The 16,098-nt window shown below is 72.5% G+C and carries 11 protein-coding genes; 4 read left to right on the forward strand and 7 right to left on the reverse strand.

The window, feature by feature from the left end; translation table 11 throughout:
• Positions 1-69 precede the first annotated feature (69 nt).
• The 7 genes from ACZZ97_RS12095 to sucC form a co-directional block, all read right to left on the reverse strand.
• Positions 70-2,037, reverse strand: coding sequence for an ABC transporter ATP-binding protein (locus ACZZ97_RS12095; RefSeq protein WP_463473316.1), 1,968 nt, complete (start codon positions 2,035-2,037; stop codon positions 70-72).
• Entirely contained in the window at positions 2,034-3,866 is a 1,833-nt protein-coding gene (locus tag ACZZ97_RS12100; protein ID WP_463473317.1) for an ABC transporter ATP-binding protein, read from the reverse strand. The genes ACZZ97_RS12095 and ACZZ97_RS12100 overlap by 4 nt, the downstream gene beginning before the upstream one ends.
• Positions 3,867-4,436: 570 nt before the next feature.
• On the reverse strand, positions 4,437-6,098 hold the full coding sequence (gene purH, locus ACZZ97_RS12105) for a bifunctional phosphoribosylaminoimidazolecarboxamide formyltransferase/IMP cyclohydrolase (protein WP_463473318.1): 1,662 nt from the start codon (positions 6,096-6,098) through the stop codon (positions 4,437-4,439).
• Positions 6,095-6,688 (reverse strand): phosphoribosylglycinamide formyltransferase, encoded by a 594-nt coding sequence (gene purN, locus ACZZ97_RS12110; RefSeq protein ID WP_463473319.1) that lies wholly within the window; start codon positions 6,686-6,688, stop codon positions 6,095-6,097. The genes purH and purN overlap by 4 nt, the downstream gene beginning before the upstream one ends.
• A gap of 133 nt (positions 6,689-6,821) precedes the next feature.
• Complete coding sequence (locus tag ACZZ97_RS12115; RefSeq protein ID WP_463473320.1) at positions 6,822-8,828, reverse strand: cell division protein PerM; 2,007 nt, start codon at positions 8,826-8,828, stop codon at positions 6,822-6,824.
• A gap of 191 nt (positions 8,829-9,019) precedes the next feature.
• Positions 9,020-9,907 (reverse strand): succinate--CoA ligase subunit alpha, encoded by an 888-nt coding sequence (sucD, locus tag ACZZ97_RS12120; RefSeq protein ID WP_314101891.1) that lies wholly within the window; start codon positions 9,905-9,907, stop codon positions 9,020-9,022.
• Positions 9,908-9,924: 17 nt separating this feature from the next.
• Positions 9,925-11,088: an ADP-forming succinate--CoA ligase subunit beta gene (gene sucC / locus ACZZ97_RS12125; protein WP_463473321.1), complete on the reverse strand. Its 1,164-nt coding sequence runs from the start codon at positions 11,086-11,088 to the stop codon at positions 9,925-9,927.
• A gap of 316 nt (positions 11,089-11,404) precedes the next feature.
• Between sucC and ACZZ97_RS12130 the strand changes: the two genes are divergently transcribed.
• From ACZZ97_RS12130 to ACZZ97_RS12145, 4 genes are all read left to right on the forward strand, one after another.
• Positions 11,405-13,147: a RecQ family ATP-dependent DNA helicase gene (locus ACZZ97_RS12130; RefSeq protein ID WP_463473322.1), complete on the forward strand. Its 1,743-nt coding sequence runs from the start codon at positions 11,405-11,407 to the stop codon at positions 13,145-13,147.
• A 64-nt stretch (positions 13,148-13,211) separates the two neighbouring features.
• Entirely contained in the window at positions 13,212-13,622 is a 411-nt protein-coding gene (locus ACZZ97_RS12135; RefSeq protein WP_463473323.1) for an ester cyclase, read from the forward strand.
• Positions 13,623-13,682: 60 nt separating this feature from the next.
• Positions 13,683-13,916: a hypothetical protein gene (locus tag ACZZ97_RS12140; protein ID WP_463473324.1), complete on the forward strand. Its 234-nt coding sequence runs from the start codon at positions 13,683-13,685 to the stop codon at positions 13,914-13,916.
• Positions 13,917-14,167: 251 nt separating this feature from the next.
• Positions 14,168-16,096, forward strand: coding sequence for a thioester domain-containing protein (locus ACZZ97_RS12145; RefSeq protein WP_463473325.1), 1,929 nt, complete (start codon positions 14,168-14,170; stop codon positions 16,094-16,096).
• Positions 16,097-16,098 lie beyond the last annotated feature (2 nt).

Raw genomic sequence — 16,098 nt, forward strand, 5'->3', positions numbered from 1 at the left:
GTTCAGGAGAACGACTCCCCCGCTGCGCGACGCAGGACAGATCGTCCTGAATGAGGAGGAGGGCGACGCCTACACGAGCGAGTCGCGCCAGGCCGCGTGCAGCTGCGCGAACCGCCCGGTGCCGGCGATGAGGTCGGCGGGCGTGCCGTCCTCGACGACGCGACCGTGCTCCATGACGAGCACCCGGTCGGCGATCGCCACCGTCGACAGCCGGTGCGCGATGATCACGGCGGTCCGGTCGGCGAGCAGGGTCTGCAGGGCCTCCTGCACCATGCGCTCGGACGGGATGTCGAGCGACGCGGTCGCCTCGTCGAGGATGAGCACCGCCGGGTCGGCGATGAACGCCCGCGCGAACGACAGCAGCTGGCGCTGCCCGGCCGAGACCCGCCCGCCGCGCTTGTTCACGTCGGTGTCGTACCCGTCGGGCAGCGCCACGATGAACTCGTGGGCGCCGACCGCGCGGGCGGCGCGCTCGATCTCGTCTCGCGTCGCGTCGGGCTTGCCGAGCGAGATGTTGTCAGCCACCGAGCCCGAGAACAGGTACGCCTCCTGCGTGACCATGACGATGGCCCGCCGCAGGTCCTTCGGGTGCAGGTCGCGCAGGTCGACGCCGTCGAGCGTGACGCGGCCGCGGGTCGGGTCGTAGAACCGCGACATGAGCTTGGCCAGCGTCGACTTGCCGGCGCCGGTCGAGCCGACGAGCGCGATGGTCTGCCCTGCGGGCACGTCGAGGTCGAACTCGGGCAGCACGACCGTGTCGGCCGAGTAGGCGAACTCGACGTCGTCGAAGACGACGGCGCCCTTCGCGTGCCGCAGGTCGACGGGCGACTCGGGGTCGGGCACGCTCGGCTCCTCCTCGAGGACGCCCGAGATCTTCTCGAGCGCCGCCGAGGCCGACTGGTAGCCGTTGTAGAACATGGCCATCTCTTCTGCGGGGTCGAAGAAGCGCTTCGCGTACAGCGCCGCCGCGAGCAGGGCGCCGATCTCGAGCGAGCCGTCGATCACGCGGAACCCACCGAAGAGCACGACGGCCGCGAGGGTGGCGTTGCCGATCAGCACCAGGCCGGGGTCGAAGGTGCCGAACAGCGTGAACACCTTCGAGTTGGCCTGGCGGTACTCCTCGACGTAGCCCGCGTACTCCTTCTCGTTGCGCGCCTCCTTGCGGAACGCCTGCACCGCCCGCATGCCCGTCATCGTCTCGACGAAGTGCACGATCACCCGGGCGCTGGCGACGCGCGTGGCACGGAACAGCTTCTGCGAGCGCACCTGGAACCACCGCGTCAGCGCGACCAGCGGGATGAGCGCGACGGCGAGCACGAGCCCGCTCGGCGCGTCGAGGCTGACGAGCGCGATCGCGGTGAACCCCATGTAGAGCAGGCCCGAGACGAGCTGGTTGATGCCCGAGTCGAGCAGTTCGCGGATCGAGTCGAGGTCGCTCGTCTGGCGCGAGATGATGCGCCCCGACGTGTACGTCTCGTGGAACTCGAGGCTGAGCCGCTGCGTGTGCAGGAACAGCCGCTTGCGCAGGTCGAACAGGATCGCCTGGCTGATGCGCGCCGACAGCACCGTGTACTGCGCCATCAGCACCGCGCCGAGCACGCCGGTCACCAGGTAGACGACGACCACGAGGATCGCCGGCGCCCAGTCCTGTCGGTCCATCAGCGCCGGCAGGGCGGTGTCGATGCCGAACGCGATCAAGGCGGGGCCGGCCACCTGGGAGGCGGTGCTGACGATGACGACGACCGCCATCAGCGCCAGCCGCCAGCGCAGCGGACGGATCAGCGAGCCGAGGAGGCGCAGCGACCGTCGACGGAGCCGCTTGCTCTCGGCCTTGGTGAAGTCCTCGCGCTCCTCGCCCCGGACGCCCTGGGTCGTCGAGCCCTGCTCGGCCCGCTTCTCGGCCGGGGTGCGGCCGTCGAGGGCCTCGTGGGCGGGGCCGCCCCCGGTGCCGTCGACCATGCCGTCGTCGCGGACCGCGCCGTCGGGCGCGTCATCGGTGCGGCGCGTGGCCTGGTCGTGCGTCGTCTGCTCGGTCATGCCAGCACCTCCTCTCGGGCGGGCGTGGTGTCGTCGTCGAGGGACGAGATCACCCAGCGGTAGTGCTCGTTCGTGGCGAGCAGGTCGGAGTGGGTGCCGACCGCGGTGACCCTGCCGTTCTCGAGCAGGGCGACGCGGTCGGCGAGGGTGACCGTCGACGGACGGTGCGCGACGATCAACGAGGTCGTCGACGCGAGCACCCGGCGGAGGCCGGCCTCGACCCGGGCCTCGGTGTCGACGTCGAGCGCCGACAGCGGGTCGTCGAGCACGAGGATCGCGGGACGCGCCGCGACGGCGCGCGCCAGGGCGAGCCGCTGGCGCTGCCCGCCCGAGAGGCTCAGCCCCTCTTCGCCGACACGGGTGTCGACGCCGTCGGGCAGGCGGTCGACGAAGTCGGCCTGGGCGATGTCGAGGGCCTCGCGCATGACGCGGTCGGCCTCGGCAGGGTCGTCGGCGAGGTCGGGGCGGCCGAGCAGCACGTTGTCGCGGACGGAGGCGCTGAACAGCGTCGCGTCCTCGAAGGCCATGCCGACCAGGCGGCGCAGCTCTTGCCGCGAGAGGTCGCGCACGTCGACGCCGTCGATCCGGACGCTGCCGCCCGTGACGTCGTAGAGCCGCGAGACGAGCGCGAGCAAGGTCGTCTTGCCCGAGCCGGTGAGCCCCACGAGGGCCATGGTCTCGCCCGGCTCGACGACGAGGTCGACGCCGTTGACGAGGTCCGGGTACTGGGCCGGGCTGTCCTGGTAGCGGAAGTGCGCGTCGGCGAACTCGAGCCGCCCCTCCGGCGTCTCGATCGTGACCGGTCGCTCGGGGTCGGTGATCGCGTTCTCGCTGTCGAGCACCTCGAAGAACCGGTCGGCGGCCGTGCGGGTGTCAAAGGTCATCGAGAGCAGGAACCCGATCGACTCGACCGGCCACCGCAGCACGGTGGCCGTCGCGAAGAACGCGAACAGCTGCCCGACGGTCAGCTGACCGTCGGCGGCCAGCCAGATGCCGCCGAGCAGGCAGAGGGCGAAGGCGACGTCGGGCACGAGCAGAAGCCACAACCACAGGCGGCTGATCGCCTGGGCCTTCTCGATCTCGGTGCCGCGCAGGTCGTCGGCCTGCTTGGCGAACTCGTCGAGCGAGTGCTTGCCGCGGCCGAAGGCCTTGAGCACCCGGATGCCGTGCACGCTCTGCTCGACGCTGGTCGCGAGGTCGCCGACCTGGTCCTGGCTGCGCCGCGCGACGATCGAGTAGCGCTTCTCGAACGCGAAGCTGACGAAGAACACCGGCATCGACGCGACCATGAACAGGATCGCGAGCGCCCAGCTGTAGAAGAAGAGCACCGCGAAGCCGACGACGATCGTCAGCACGTTGACGACGAGCAGCACGACGCCGAACGCGAGCCAGCGCCGGATCAGCGAGAGGTCGCTGACTGACCGGCTGAGCAGCTGGCCGCTCTGCCACCGGTCGTGGAACGCCACCGGCAGGTCCTGCAGCTTCGCGTAGAGCGAGTTGCGCATCGACGCCTCGACGTGGGTGCTGGGCGTGAGCACGAGCCGTCGACGGAGGCCGATCATGACGGCCTCGACGATGCCGAGCCCGAGGACGACGGCGAAGGCGGGCCACACCTGGGCACGGTCGCCGCTCGACAGCGGACCGTCGACCAGCAGCTGGAGAACGGCGGGGATGAGCAGGGCGACGACGGCGGCGGCGAGCGCGGCGACGGCGCCGAGCACGATGCGCGGGATGGCCGGCTTCGCGTAGGGGTGGAGCCGCATCAGCGCACGGAACGTCGACGGGCGACGCTGCGGCGCGGACGGGGGCGGAGGGGACTTCGGGGACATGGCTGATCCAAGTGTCGTGATCTGGAGCGTCGGTGCCGTCACGGCGACGACCGGCTGGGGAGGGAGTCGCGGCCCGGTGCCCTGGGGAGGGCACGGCGGCGACCCTGATGTGGAGCGCACGAGGCGCTCGGGTGGAGGAGGTGCGGTGCCGGCGGCGAGCCCGGCGTGCGTCCCGGTCGGCCTAGCCGACGAGGGTCCGGGCTGCCCGGCGGGCGGCGACGGAGGAGCGGGGGGCAGGCACGAGGGCACCGGCGGGGGCCGAGGCCACCGTGGTCGCGTCGAGTTCATCGTGTCCTCCTGTGCAGGTCGTCGTTCGTCCGTCATGTCAGTCGCGAGCGACCGGCTGTGAGCAGCTTTTCAGGATATGTGTGCTGGCGCCTCCCCCGCAAGGGCGAGCGAGGAGAAGATGCGCGACAGGTGTCTCGGCGGCCGTCGCCGTGCGGCCGTCGCCGCGCGCGGGCGGAGGGAGCGGAGGGAGCGGCACGTGCGTGCCGCCACGGGCGGCGGACGGCGTACGACGGACGCCCCGGCCGCACGGGCCGGGGCGTCCGTCGACGAGGGCTCGACGGCTCAGTGGAAGAAGTGCCGCTCGCCGGTGAAGTACATGGTGACGCCCGCGGCGGCGGCGGCCGCGACGACCTCGTCGTCGCGGATGGACCCGCCGGGCTGGACGACCGCGCGCACGCCCGCGTCGAGCAGCACCTGCAGGCCGTCGGCGAACGGGAAGAACGCGTCGGAGGCGGCGACCGAGCCGCGGGCTCGCTCCCCCGCCCTCGTCACGGCCAGCTGGCACGAGTCGACCCGGTTGACCTGGCCCATGCCCACGCCCACGGAGGCGCCGGCGTCGGCCAGCAGGATCGCGTTCGACTTGACCGAGCGGCAGGCCCGCCAGGCGAACTCGAGGTCGGCGCGCGTGGCGGCGTCGACCTCGTCGCCCGCGGCCAGCGTCCAGCCCTGCGACGAGAAGCCGTCGAACGAGTCGACCTGCTGCACGAGCAGGCCGCCCGAGATCTGCCGCGCCTCGACGGTCGGCCGGGCGAAGTCGGCCGGCAGCACGAGCAGCCGGATGTTCTTCTTCGTCTGCAGCAGGGCCAGCGCCTCGGGCTCGAAGGCAGGGGCGATGACGACCTCGGTGAAGATGTCCTTCACCGTCTCGGCCATGGCGAGGGTGACCGGGCGGTTCGCGGCGATGACGCCGCCGTAGGCCGACACGGGGTCGCAGGCGTGGGCACGACGGTGCGCGTCGGCGATCGCGTCGACGGCGTCGGCCGAGGCGACGGCGATGCCGCAGGGGTTGGCGTGCTTGATGATCGCCACGGCCGGCTCGGCGAAGTCGTACGCGGCACGCAGGGCCGCGTCGGCGTCGACGTAGTTGTTGTACGACATCTCCTTGCCGTGCAGCTGCTCGGCCTGGGCGATTCCGGCGCCCTCGGGCGACGCGTACAGCGCCGCCTGCTGGTGCGAGTTCTCGCCGTAGCGGAGCGTGGCCTGACGCGTGCCCTCGAGGACGACGTGCTGGGGGGCGTCGAACGCTGCCGACCCGGCCCGCGCCTCCTCGGCTGTGGTCGCTGCGTCGGCACCGGCCTCGTGCTCGGCCCGCGCCCCGACGTTCTCGGCGAACCAGGCGGCGACGGCCGTGTCGTAGGCGGCGGTGTGCGCGAAGGCCTCGCCGGCCAGGCGCTGCCGCTGGGCCAGGGTGGTGCCGCCGAGCGTGAGCGACTTGACGATCTGCCCGTAGCTGGCGGGCGACACGGCGATGGCCACGTTCGCGTGGTTCTTGGCGGCGGCCCGCACGAGGGCGGGCCCGCCGATGTCGATGTTCTCGATCACGGCCGGCGCCTCGGCGCCCGACGCGACCGTCTCGACGAACGGGTAGAGGTTGACGACGACGAGCTGGAACGGCGCGATGTCGAGCTCGGTGAGCTGCTGCTCGTGCGACTCGAGGCGCAGGTCGGCGAGCACGCCCGCGTGGATGCCGGGGTGCAGCGTCTTGACCCGACCGTCGAGCGACTCGGGGAACCCGGTGACGGCGCTCACGTCGGTGACGTCGTGGCCGGCGTCGCGGATGGTCGACGCGGTCGAGCCCGTCGACACGATCTCGACTCCCGCCGCGGCGAGCGCCTCGGCCAGGTCGAGGAGCCCGGTCTTGTCGCTCACGCTGATGAGCGCACGACGCACGGGGACGGCGTCACGGTCGCGGTAGAGGGTGGGGTCGATCTGGTGGCCGCTCATGCGGGTCTCGTCTCCTCGAGGTCGGTCGTTCCGTCGGCGATCTCGCGCACGGTCTGCACCAGCAGCTCGCGCTCGACGATCTTGATGCGGTCGTGGAGCGACGACTCGTCGTCGCCGGGCAGCACGGGGATGCGGCGCTGCGCCAGGATCGGGCCGCTGTCGACGCCGGCGTCGACGACGATGACGCTCGCCCCGGTCTGGTCGACGCCGGCGGTGATCGCGTCCCGCACGCCGTGCGCGCCCGGGAACTCGGGCAGGAACGCGGGGTGCGTGTTGATCAGGTGCGGGCTCAGCGCGTCGACGACCCCGACGGGCAGCAGCCGCATGAAGCCGCTCAGCACGACGAGGTCGGGCTGCCACTGGCGGATCTGCGCGAGCAGCTCGTCGCCCCAGGACGCCCGGTCGTCGAAGCTCGAGAACGGCACGGTGAAGGTCGGCACGCCGAAGTGCTCGGCGTGCTCGAGGCCGTCGGCCTCGCGGTCGGCGCCGACGGCGACGACGCGGGCGGGGTAGCTGTCGTGGTGCGCGGCCTCGAGCAGGGCACGCAGGTTCGAGCCGCCACCGGAGATGAGCACCACGAGCTTCAGCACCCGGCAAGCCTAGTGGCCGAGGCGGGTGCTCCCGGGGCCTCGGAGGCTTGCGGGTCCTCTCGGCCCTCCGGCTCCTCCGGGTCTTCCGGGTCTTCCGGGTCTTCCGGGTCTTCCGGGTCCGAGGAGGCGCGGGTCAGCGTTCGAGACCGCGGACCGGCTCGGTCTCGTCGTCGTCGGGCCCCGGGGCCGGCCGGTCGGCGGTCGCTCCGAGCCTGCGCCACCACGGGGCGGGGCCGTCGCGCTCGTCGTCGTGCTCCTCGCGGTCGCGGGCCTGGTCGCGGTCCCGGTCGCGTGCCGCGCGCGCCGTGTCGACGTGCACCTCGCGGGGGTCGTGGACACGGTCGCCGGGCGCCCGCAGTCCCGTCTCGACGACTGCCGTCTCGTCCGTGTCGGCGTCGGCGATCGAGGGCCTCCGGGTGTCCGACCGAGCAGCGGCTCGGCCGTGTGCGTCGTCAGCCCCGTCGCCGCCGGCCGCGCGGTCACCGCTGGCCGTGCGGTCACCGCTGGCCGTGCGGTCGGTGCGGCGATGCGGACGGAGCCGACGGATCCGCGCCGCCAGCCGCCGTCGCCGACCGGCCGCGCGGTCGGTCTCGTCGCCCGCGTCGCCGTCGGCGTCGGAGCCGGAAGAGGGGACGAGAGCCTCCGCGCCGAGGTCGGTCGTCTCGTCGTGGTCGGAGCCGAGGCGGGAGGCGGCGGCTGTGCCGACGCCGACGCCGGCGCCGGTCCGGTCATCGGCCGTGCGCTCGGGCGAGGGGCCGGACGCGTGCACCGGCGCGAGGCCGGACGACGCGGCGGCAGCACCCGTCGACGACCGCGACCACGGGGACGTGCCCGACAGCACCGGCTGCGGGCCGGTCTCGACGTCGTCGGCCGGACGCGCGCCTCCTGCGGGAGCAGCCGCCGTGTCGTCGTCGTGCCCGAGGAAGCTCCGCAGCGACACGACCATCGCCAGCACGGAGGGCACGGCGACCTCGAGGGCCCCGAAGGCGCCGACGAGCAGGGGGTCGGGCCCGACGTGGGCGAGTCGGCCGGGCCCGGCGGCTCCAGAGGCCGACCAGGCGAGCAGGCCGAGCAGCACCCCGGCGACGACTCCGCCACAGACCCCGACGAGCACGCGACGCAGCACGTCGGCCGATCCGGACTCGGCGAGCAAGCGCTCGATCCGCGGGCGCAGCAGGGTCGTCACGACGAACGCGGCGACGACCGGCACGAGCAGGCCGACGAAGGCGAACGACGAGGAGGCGGTCGGCAGCGCCCCGAGGAAGGGCACGGCGGGCATCGGCCCCACCGAGGTGCCGAGCGGCGAGACGCCCGAGCCGGTGCCGAGCGCGAAGCCGGGGCCGACGAACCAGGAGGCGGCCCAGACGACGAGATCGGGCAGCAGGGCGAGCTGGCCGAGGGTCAGGGCGATGCTGCCCAGCAGCCCGGCGTGCGCGCCTTCGTAGAGGGTGATCAGCTCGCCGTAGTTCGTGAGCATCAGCACGCCGACGACAACTCCGGAGACGGCTAGCACGCCGGCTGCGCTCGCGGTGCCGATCCGGAGCCCCGCGGCGGCCACGACGCGAGCGGTGCTGGGCGCACGGGCGACGAGCGTGGAGACCGCGCCCGTGACCGGGTCGGCCGGCTCGCCGCGACGGCGGCGCGTGACCTCGGCCATCACCACGACGGGCACGGCGTAGACGAGCGTCGGCAGGACGATCCCCTGCCACAGGACGGGCGAGGCCAGGGGGTGCTGAGCCGTGGCGGTGACCAGCAGGCTCAGCAGGGCGAAGACCCCGACGGTGCTGAGGACCCCGACGACACGGTGCGCCGTCTCGGCGACGGCGCGACCGGCGCGCACCCCGAGCAGCACGGTGAGCACCGAGAAGCCGAGCGCGGCGATCGTCACCGCGAAGGGGGCCTCGGCTCCCGGGACGCCGGAGGCGGCGGCGGTCGCCGCTCCCAGCTGCAGGTCGAGGTCGACGCCGTGCCCGACGAGCCAGATGTCGACGGCTGCGCGCCAGAAGACGATCCAGTCGATCTGGAGGCCGTACTGGAACGCCCAGAGGAGGCTGAGGACGACGACGGGCAGCCCGACGCCGATGCCGACGACGAGCAGGGCCTCGAGCGCGGCGAAGACGGCGGTGACAGGGCGGTTCATCGGGCACGACTGTACCGCCGGGCCGCTGGGCGGCCGACGTGCCGTGCCGAGCAGCCGACGTCCCGTGCCGCGTGGCCGGAGACGAACGAAGGCGGGCGTGTGCGTCGACCGCGGTCCGTCGTGACGGACCGGGCCGGACGAACACGCCCGCCCAGGAGGCGCAGTGCCGGTCACGGCACCGCGCGACGACCTCAGAGGGCCGCGTACACCTCGCGCAGCAGGGCCGCGGTCTCGCTCGGCGTCTTGCCGACCTTGACCCCGGCGGCCTCGAGCGCCTCCTTCTTGGCCTGTGCCGTGCCCGCCGAGCCGGAGACGATGGCGCCGGCGTGGCCCATGGTCTTGCCCTCGGGCGCGGTGAAGCCGGCGACGTAGCCGACGACCGGCTTCGTCACGTGCGCCTTGATGTAGTCGGCGGCTCGCTCTTCGGCGTCGCCTCCGATCTCGCCGATCATCACGATCGCCTTGGTGTCGGGGTCGGCCTCGAACGCCTCGAGGGCGTCGATGTGCGTCGTGCCGATGACCGGGTCGCCGCCGATGCCGATGGCGGTCGAGAAGCCGAGGTCGCGCAGCTCGAACATCATCTGGTAGGTCAGGGTGCCCGACTTCGAGACGAGGCCGATCGGGCCGGCGCCCGTGATGTTCGCCGGGGTGATGCCCACGAGCGACTCGCCCGGCGTGATGATGCCGGGGCAGTTCGGGCCGATGATGCGGGTGGCGCCGCCCTTCGACTTCGCGAGCGCCCAGAACTCCGCCGCGTCCTGTGCGGGGATGCCCTCGGTGATGACGACGACGAGCGGGATGCCCGCCTCGACGGCCTCGACGACGGCGTCCTTCGCGAACGCCGGCGGCACGAAGACGATCGAGACGTCGGCGCCGGTCTCGGTGATCGCCTCGGCGACCGTGCCGAAGACGGGCAGGGTGACCTCGCCGTGCGTGACGGTGGTGCCGGCCTTGCGGGCGTTGACGCCGCCGACGACCTGGGTGCCCGCCTTCAGCATCAGCGCCGTGTGCTTGGTGCCCTCGCCGCCGGTGATGCCCTGGACGATGACCTTGCTGTCCTTGTTGAGGAAGATCGACATGGTTGTGCTCTGTCCCTTTACTTCGAAGCCAGTTCGGCGGCCTTGTCGGCAGCCTCGTCCATGGTCGCGACGACGGTGACCAGCGGGTGCGCCGCCTCCGCCAGGATCCGTCGGCCCTCGTCGACGGCGTTGCCGTCGAGGCGCACGACGAGCGGCTTGGTGGCCGCGTCGCCGAGGATGCCGAGGGCCGAGACGATGCCGTTCGCCACGGCGTCGCACGCCGTGATGCCGCCGAAGACATTCACGAAGACGCTCTTGACCTGCTCGTCGCCGAGGATGACGTCGAGGCCGGCCGCCATGACCTCGGCGCTCGCTCCGCCGCCGATGTCGAGGAAGTTCGCGGGCTTGACGCCGCCGTGCGCCTCGCCGGCGTAGGCGACCACGTCGAGGGTCGACATGACGAGCCCTGCGCCGTTGCCGATGATGCCGACCTCGCCGTCGAGCTTCACGTAGTTGAGCCCTGCGGCCTTCGCCTTGGCCTCGAGCGGGTCCGCCGCGTCGGCGTCCTCGAGGTCGGCGTGGCCGGGGTGACGGAAGTCGGCGTTCTCGTCGATCGTGACCTTGCCGTCGAGGGCGACGATGTCGCCCTGCTCGGTCAGCACGAGCGGGTTGACCTCGACGAGCGTCGCGTCCTCGCCGGCGTAGACCTCGTACAGCTTGACGAGCACGGGGGCGACCTTCGAGACGAGCTCGTCGGGGAACCCGCCGGCCCGGGCGATCTCCTCTGCCTTCGCGAGGTCGATGCCCGCGAGCGGGTCGACCTCGACGCGGGCGAGGGCCTCGGGCTTCTCGACGGCGAGCTGCTCGATCTCCATGCCGCCCTCGACGCTGCAGAGCGACAGGTACGAGCGGTTGGCGCGGTCGAGCAGCACCGAGAAGTAGAACTCCTGCGCGATCTGGGCACCGCCGGCGACCATGACGCGCTTGACGACGTGGCCCTTGATGTCGAGCCCGAGGATCGCCTCGGCCGCAGCCTCCGCGTCGTCCGGGGTCTTCGCCACCTTGACGCCGCCGGCCTTGCCTCGGCCACCGACCTTGACCTGGGCCTTGACGACGGTCACGCCGCCCATCTGCTCGGCTGCGGCTCGCGCCTCCTGCGGGGAGTCGGCGACGACTCCCGGCAGGACGGGCACGCCGTAGGACTCGAACAAGTCCCTGGCCTGGTACTCGAAAAGATCCACGCTGTTCTTCCAATCCGCATCGCTGCGCCAGTGCTCTGGAGGGGCTGCCGACCGAGTCGGCACCGGCCTCGTCGCCCACCTCGCGTCTGTCTCGACGTCGGGACGAACAAGCCTGGGCCAGCCTAGCGCCTGGCCTCCGGGCCCCTCTCGGGCACGGACCCGAGGAGGCGCGGAGGGGTACGCTCCCGGCCCCGGGGTACGGATGGGGAGGGGTCTCTGCCGATCCCCTGTGGACGGCGCGCGTGTCGGTGGCCCCCGGCATCGTATGGACCGTCTCGGCGCACTCCGGTGCCGGGACGCACCACGAGGACGCCGCATGACCACCACCCGCACCGCCGCCCGCAGCAGCACGAGCCGCACGCGCCGCGACAGCCGCACCGTCACCGCCGACGAGCAAGCCCCCGACCGCGACCGCATCGCCGACACCGCCGCCCGCCTCTTCGGCTGGGACGACCTCAAGCCCGCCCAGCTCGAGGCCGTCGAGGCGGTGCTCGCGGGCCGGGACACCTTCGGCATCATGCCCACGGGCTTCGGCAAGAGCGCGATCTACCAGGTCGCGGGCGCGCTGCTCGACGGCCCGACCGTGGTCGTCTCCCCGCTGATCGCCCTGCAGGCCGACCAGGTCGCGGGCCTCGTCGGGCACCCCGACGCCCCGCCCGCCGTCGACGTCAACTCGGGCCACACCGACGACGAGAACGACGAGAGCTGGAGGCGCGTCGACGCCGGCGAGGTCACCTACGTGTTCCTGGCCCCCGAGCAGCTGGCCCGCGACGAGACGGTCGAGCGTCTGGCGCGCGCGGGCGTGGCCCTGCTGGTCGTCGACGAGGCGCACTGCGTGTCGTCGTGGGGCCACGACTTCCGGCCCGACTACCTGCACCTGGGCGAGATCGTCGAGCGGCTGGGCCGACCGCCCGTGCTCGCGCTGACGGCGACCGGCTCCGGTCCGGTGCGCGACGAGGTGATCGAGCGGCTGCGGCTGCGCGACCCGCTCGTGATCAGCCGCGGCTTCGACCGCCCCAACCTGTCGCTCGCCGTGCACCGCCACGAAGACGAGGCGGAGAAGCGCCGCGCGATCGTCGAGCAGGTCGCCGAGCTCACGACGCCGGGCATCGTCTACGTCGCCACCCGAAAAGAGAGCGAGCGCTACGCCGACGAGATCGGCGAGCGCTGCCCCGACCGCACAGTCGAGGCGTACCACGCGGGCCTCCGCTCAGCCGAGCGCGGGGCACTGCACGAGCGGTTCCACGCTGGCGAGATCGACGTGATCGTCGCCACGAGCGCCTTCGGCATGGGCATCGACAAGCCCGACGTCCGGTTCGTCGTGCACGCCGACGTGCCCGAGTCGCTCGACGCCTACTACCAAGAGATCGGGCGGGCCGGGCGTGACGGTGAACTGGCCGACGCGACCCTGCACTACCGGGCAGAGGACCTGTCGCTGCGGTCGTTCTTCGCGACGGGGCTGCCGTCACGGGCCGAGCTGCGGCGGGTGCACGAGGCGATCCGCACCTCCTCTGGCCCGGTGAAGCGCAAGGCGATCACCGGGGCGACGGAGCTCAAGCCACGGCAGGTCTCGCGCCTCGTCGACCTGCTGTTCGAGGCGGGCGTGGTGGTCGAGACGAAGAAGGGCTACCGGGTCACGGACGACCTCGACTCGAAGGAGGCAGCGGAGCAGGCGCGCCAGGTCGCCGAGGGACGCGAGCGGGTCGAGAAGTCGCGCATCGAGATGATGCGCACGTACGCCGAGTCGCACGGCTGCCGGCGGCGGTTCCTGCTCGGCTACTTCGGCGAGGAGGCGCCCGAGCGCTGCGGCAACTGCGACGACTGCCGCGCCGCGGCGGCCGAGCCCGACCGCCCGGCCGACGCCGAGGAAGCGCGGGTCGACGACCCTGAGCACGCTCCCCTCTTCGACCCCGACACCCGTGTCTCGCACCCTGCCTGGGGCGAGGGCACGGTGATGAGCACCGAGGGCGACCGCATGACGGTGTTCTTCGAGGGCGAGGGCTACAAGGTGCTCGCCCTGGAGGCGGTCGAGGAGCACCACCTGCTCACAGCCGTCTGACGATCTGTCCACCCGGGCGGAGTAGACGAGAACCACCTGACCGACCCAGAACACGGAGAGACACATGTCGAAAGAGAAGAACCTCGCCACCCAGCAGCTGCTCGGCGAGATCCTGACCGCGCGCGAGATCGACCGACTCGGCGAGGGCTTCCACGCCGCCGTCATCGATCACGACCCGGCGCCCGGTGCACCCGCGGGCGTCGAGGGCATCAAGGCGTTCTGGAGCGACTTCTTCACCGCCTTCCCCGACGCCGACCTGGGCGTCGAGACGCTCGTCGCCGACGACGAGAACGTGACCGCGGTCTTCACCATCAAGGGAACGCACACCGGGCCGTTCCAGGGTCACCAGGCGACGGGCAAGAGCTTCACGGTGCGCGGCATCCAGGTCGGTCGCTTCGACGACGACGGCCTGCTCGTCGAGCGCTGGGGCGCCACCGACGAGGCCGGCATGATGCAGCAGCTCGGCCTGGCCTGACCCTCTGACCCACCAGCAGCACCCTGCAGCACCCAGCAGCACCGATCGGAAGGACGCACCATGAGCGACACCCAGACCCCCGCAGCCTCGGGCGACGAGCCCTACGACGACGAGACCCAGTTCGAGGAGAGCCAGCAGATCGTCACGAACGACGCGGTCGCCGGCGAGACCGTGCTGCCGGGCCTCGGCGACGGCAACGACGGCCCTACGGGCGGCTCGCCCCGTGAGGCGGAGCCGTCGCTGGCCGAGAACGACCTCGACGACCAGGACGTCGACCTCGACGAGACCGAGTAGCGCCCCGCACCACCTCGTCGAGGCGAGTTCCGCTCGGCGGGTCCGGGACGAGCCACACTCGACACGCGTGAAAGCGACGAACCTCCGTGGAACATCACGGGGGTTCGTCGCTTTCGCGTAGCTACGGGCAGGCGCGGCCGTCCGAAAAAGACAGAGTCTCCTTTCTCCCCGGACTCGCCCTCGGCCCATGCCCTCCACAGACAGGGCAGGCGGGCGCGACTCCCCTGGGCCCGTCCCGCCATCGTCGTCGCATGACACCTCAGACCGCCCCACCACGGGCTCCGCGACTCCTGCTCCTGCCCCTCCTGCTGCTCCTCGTGGCCGTGCTCGTCGCACCGCTCGCGCTCGCCTCGCCAGCCAGGGCAGTCACGTCGACAGGCCTCGGCACCGGGTACCTCTGGCGAGGGGACGGAGTCTCGTACCTCGGCACCTATCTGCTCGCCGACGGCCGCAAGGCCTTCTGCCTCGAGGCCGGCAAGTCGTCACCGGTCGGCAACGAGTACGACACCGCGACCGGCCCGGACGTCTTAGACATCTCCAGCGAGGACCACGCCCGGCTCGCCTACATCGCCCGCACCTGGGCCGGGACCGACGACCAGGACACCGCGGCCGCCGGCCAGCTCGCGGTGTGGAGCATCACCGGCCTCGCCGGCCACAGCGCCCGGTACTACGCGGGCCGAGCCAACGAGCGCTGGCCGATCGTGCTCGACAGGATGCAGCAGATGCTCGACGAGTCCACCCGCGAGGCCTCGACGTCGGTCTCAGCGTCGATGGCGGTCGATCTGCAGCCGGACGGCACCGGCACCCTCCGTGCCGACGTCGCGGTCGACCGTGTGACGGGAGGACCAGGACAGCTCCCGCCCGGGGTCGCGGGCTCGGTCACGCTGACAGGCGCCGTCTTCGCGGACGGGAGCAGCACCTCCTCCGTGCAGAACGGCGAGACGGTCTCGTTCCGGGCCGTCGGCGACCTCCCTCAGTTCGTCGTGGGCGCCGAGGCGCGCTTCGACGACCTGCCCTACGGCCGGGTGATGACCGTGGGCAACAGCCCGGCGGGGTCTCAGATGATCCTCTTCACCGGCGGCACGAGCGTCAGCGCGACGGGCTCGGCGAGCGCGACGGCGCTGTCCCCGCTGCCGTTCCGACCGCGTGTCTCGACAGTGGCGAGCGACGCCGTCGCCGATGCGGGCACGGCGCTCACCGATGAGCTGACCCTCACGGTCGAGCCGGGTGACGGCCTCTTGTCGGAGTGGGGACGCATCGAGGTCGCCGGAGGCTGGGCGCCGATCCCGGTGACCGTCAGGAGCCGCCTGCTCGGCCCGTTCTCCGCACGGCCCGTCGAGTCTGTCGACTGGCCGATCGACGCACCTGCGGTCTGCGACGTCGAGGTCCGCGTGGTCGAGGGCCCCGGGACGTACACCACCCCCGCGTGCGAGCTGCCGGCTGGCGGTTGGTACACGTGGGTCGAGTCGATCGATCCTGCCGACACGGCCGAGGAGGAGGGGCGCGATCGGCTGCAGGGCTGGCGGTCCGCGTTCGGCACAGCCTCGGAGACCACCGTCGTGCCCTGGGCACCGGACATCGAGACAGCCGTCGTCGGGGCGTCCGTCGTCGCGCCGGGCACCTGCGTGAGCGACTCGCTCGAGGTGAGCAGGTGGAACCCCGAGGTGGAGGAGGTGGTGGTCGACACGCTGCTGATCGGCCCGTTCGCCGAGCTGCCCGCCGTCGACACCGACCTGGGCGACGTCGACGACCTCGAGACGGCCGGGCTGGTGGCAGGACGCGTCTCGACGACGCTGACCGGCGCCGGCTACGTGGAGACGCCGTGCCTCGTGGCCCTCGACGTCGGCGGGTACGCGTTCGTCTTCACGTCGCCGGGCACGGCCCCGGGGCCAGACTCGCACCAGGTCGTCCCGGCCTTCGCCGACATGCGGGTGCACGCGTCCGAGTCGTTCCGCGTCGAGGCCCCGCCGATGGCTCCCGCCGTGCCGGCCGCACTCGCCTTCACGGGGTCCGGAGCGAGCGGTCTCGTCCTCGGCATCTCGCTCGCCGGGGGGCTCCTCGTCGCGGGCGCGGCGGGTGCGCACGTCGGCCGGCGTCGTCGCCGGCTCCGATCCCACGAGGGCGTCGGGCTCGCCGCTGGCCCCGGCCAGCCGACCACGACCGGGACAGCCCTCCGATGACG

The sequence above is a fragment of the Frigoribacterium sp. AC512 genome (assembly GCF_979258295.1).

Excerpts from the sequence above, each read along its gene's own strand:
- ACZZ97_RS12095 (WP_463473316.1), bottom strand. The coding sequence starts at position 2,037 with ATGACCGAGCAGACGACGCACGACCAGGCCACGCGCCGCACCGATGAC.
- ACZZ97_RS12100 (WP_463473317.1), bottom strand. The coding sequence starts at position 3,866 with ATGTCCCCGAAGTCCCCTCCGCCCCCGTCCGCGCCGCAGCGTCGCCCG.
- purH (WP_463473318.1), bottom strand. The coding sequence starts at position 6,098 with ATGAGCGGCCACCAGATCGACCCCACCCTCTACCGCGACCGTGACGCC.
- ACZZ97_RS12115 (WP_463473320.1), bottom strand. The coding sequence starts at position 8,828 with ATGAACCGCCCTGTCACCGCCGTCTTCGCCGCGCTCGAGGCCCTGCTC.
- sucD (WP_314101891.1), bottom strand. The coding sequence starts at position 9,907 with ATGTCGATCTTCCTCAACAAGGACAGCAAGGTCATCGTCCAGGGCATC.
- ACZZ97_RS12130 (WP_463473322.1), top strand. The coding sequence starts at position 11,405 with ATGACCACCACCCGCACCGCCGCCCGCAGCAGCACGAGCCGCACGCGC.
- ACZZ97_RS12135 (WP_463473323.1), top strand. The coding sequence starts at position 13,212 with ATGTCGAAAGAGAAGAACCTCGCCACCCAGCAGCTGCTCGGCGAGATC.
- ACZZ97_RS12140 (WP_463473324.1), top strand. The coding sequence starts at position 13,683 with ATGAGCGACACCCAGACCCCCGCAGCCTCGGGCGACGAGCCCTACGAC.
- ACZZ97_RS12145 (WP_463473325.1), top strand. The coding sequence starts at position 14,168 with ATGACACCTCAGACCGCCCCACCACGGGCTCCGCGACTCCTGCTCCTG.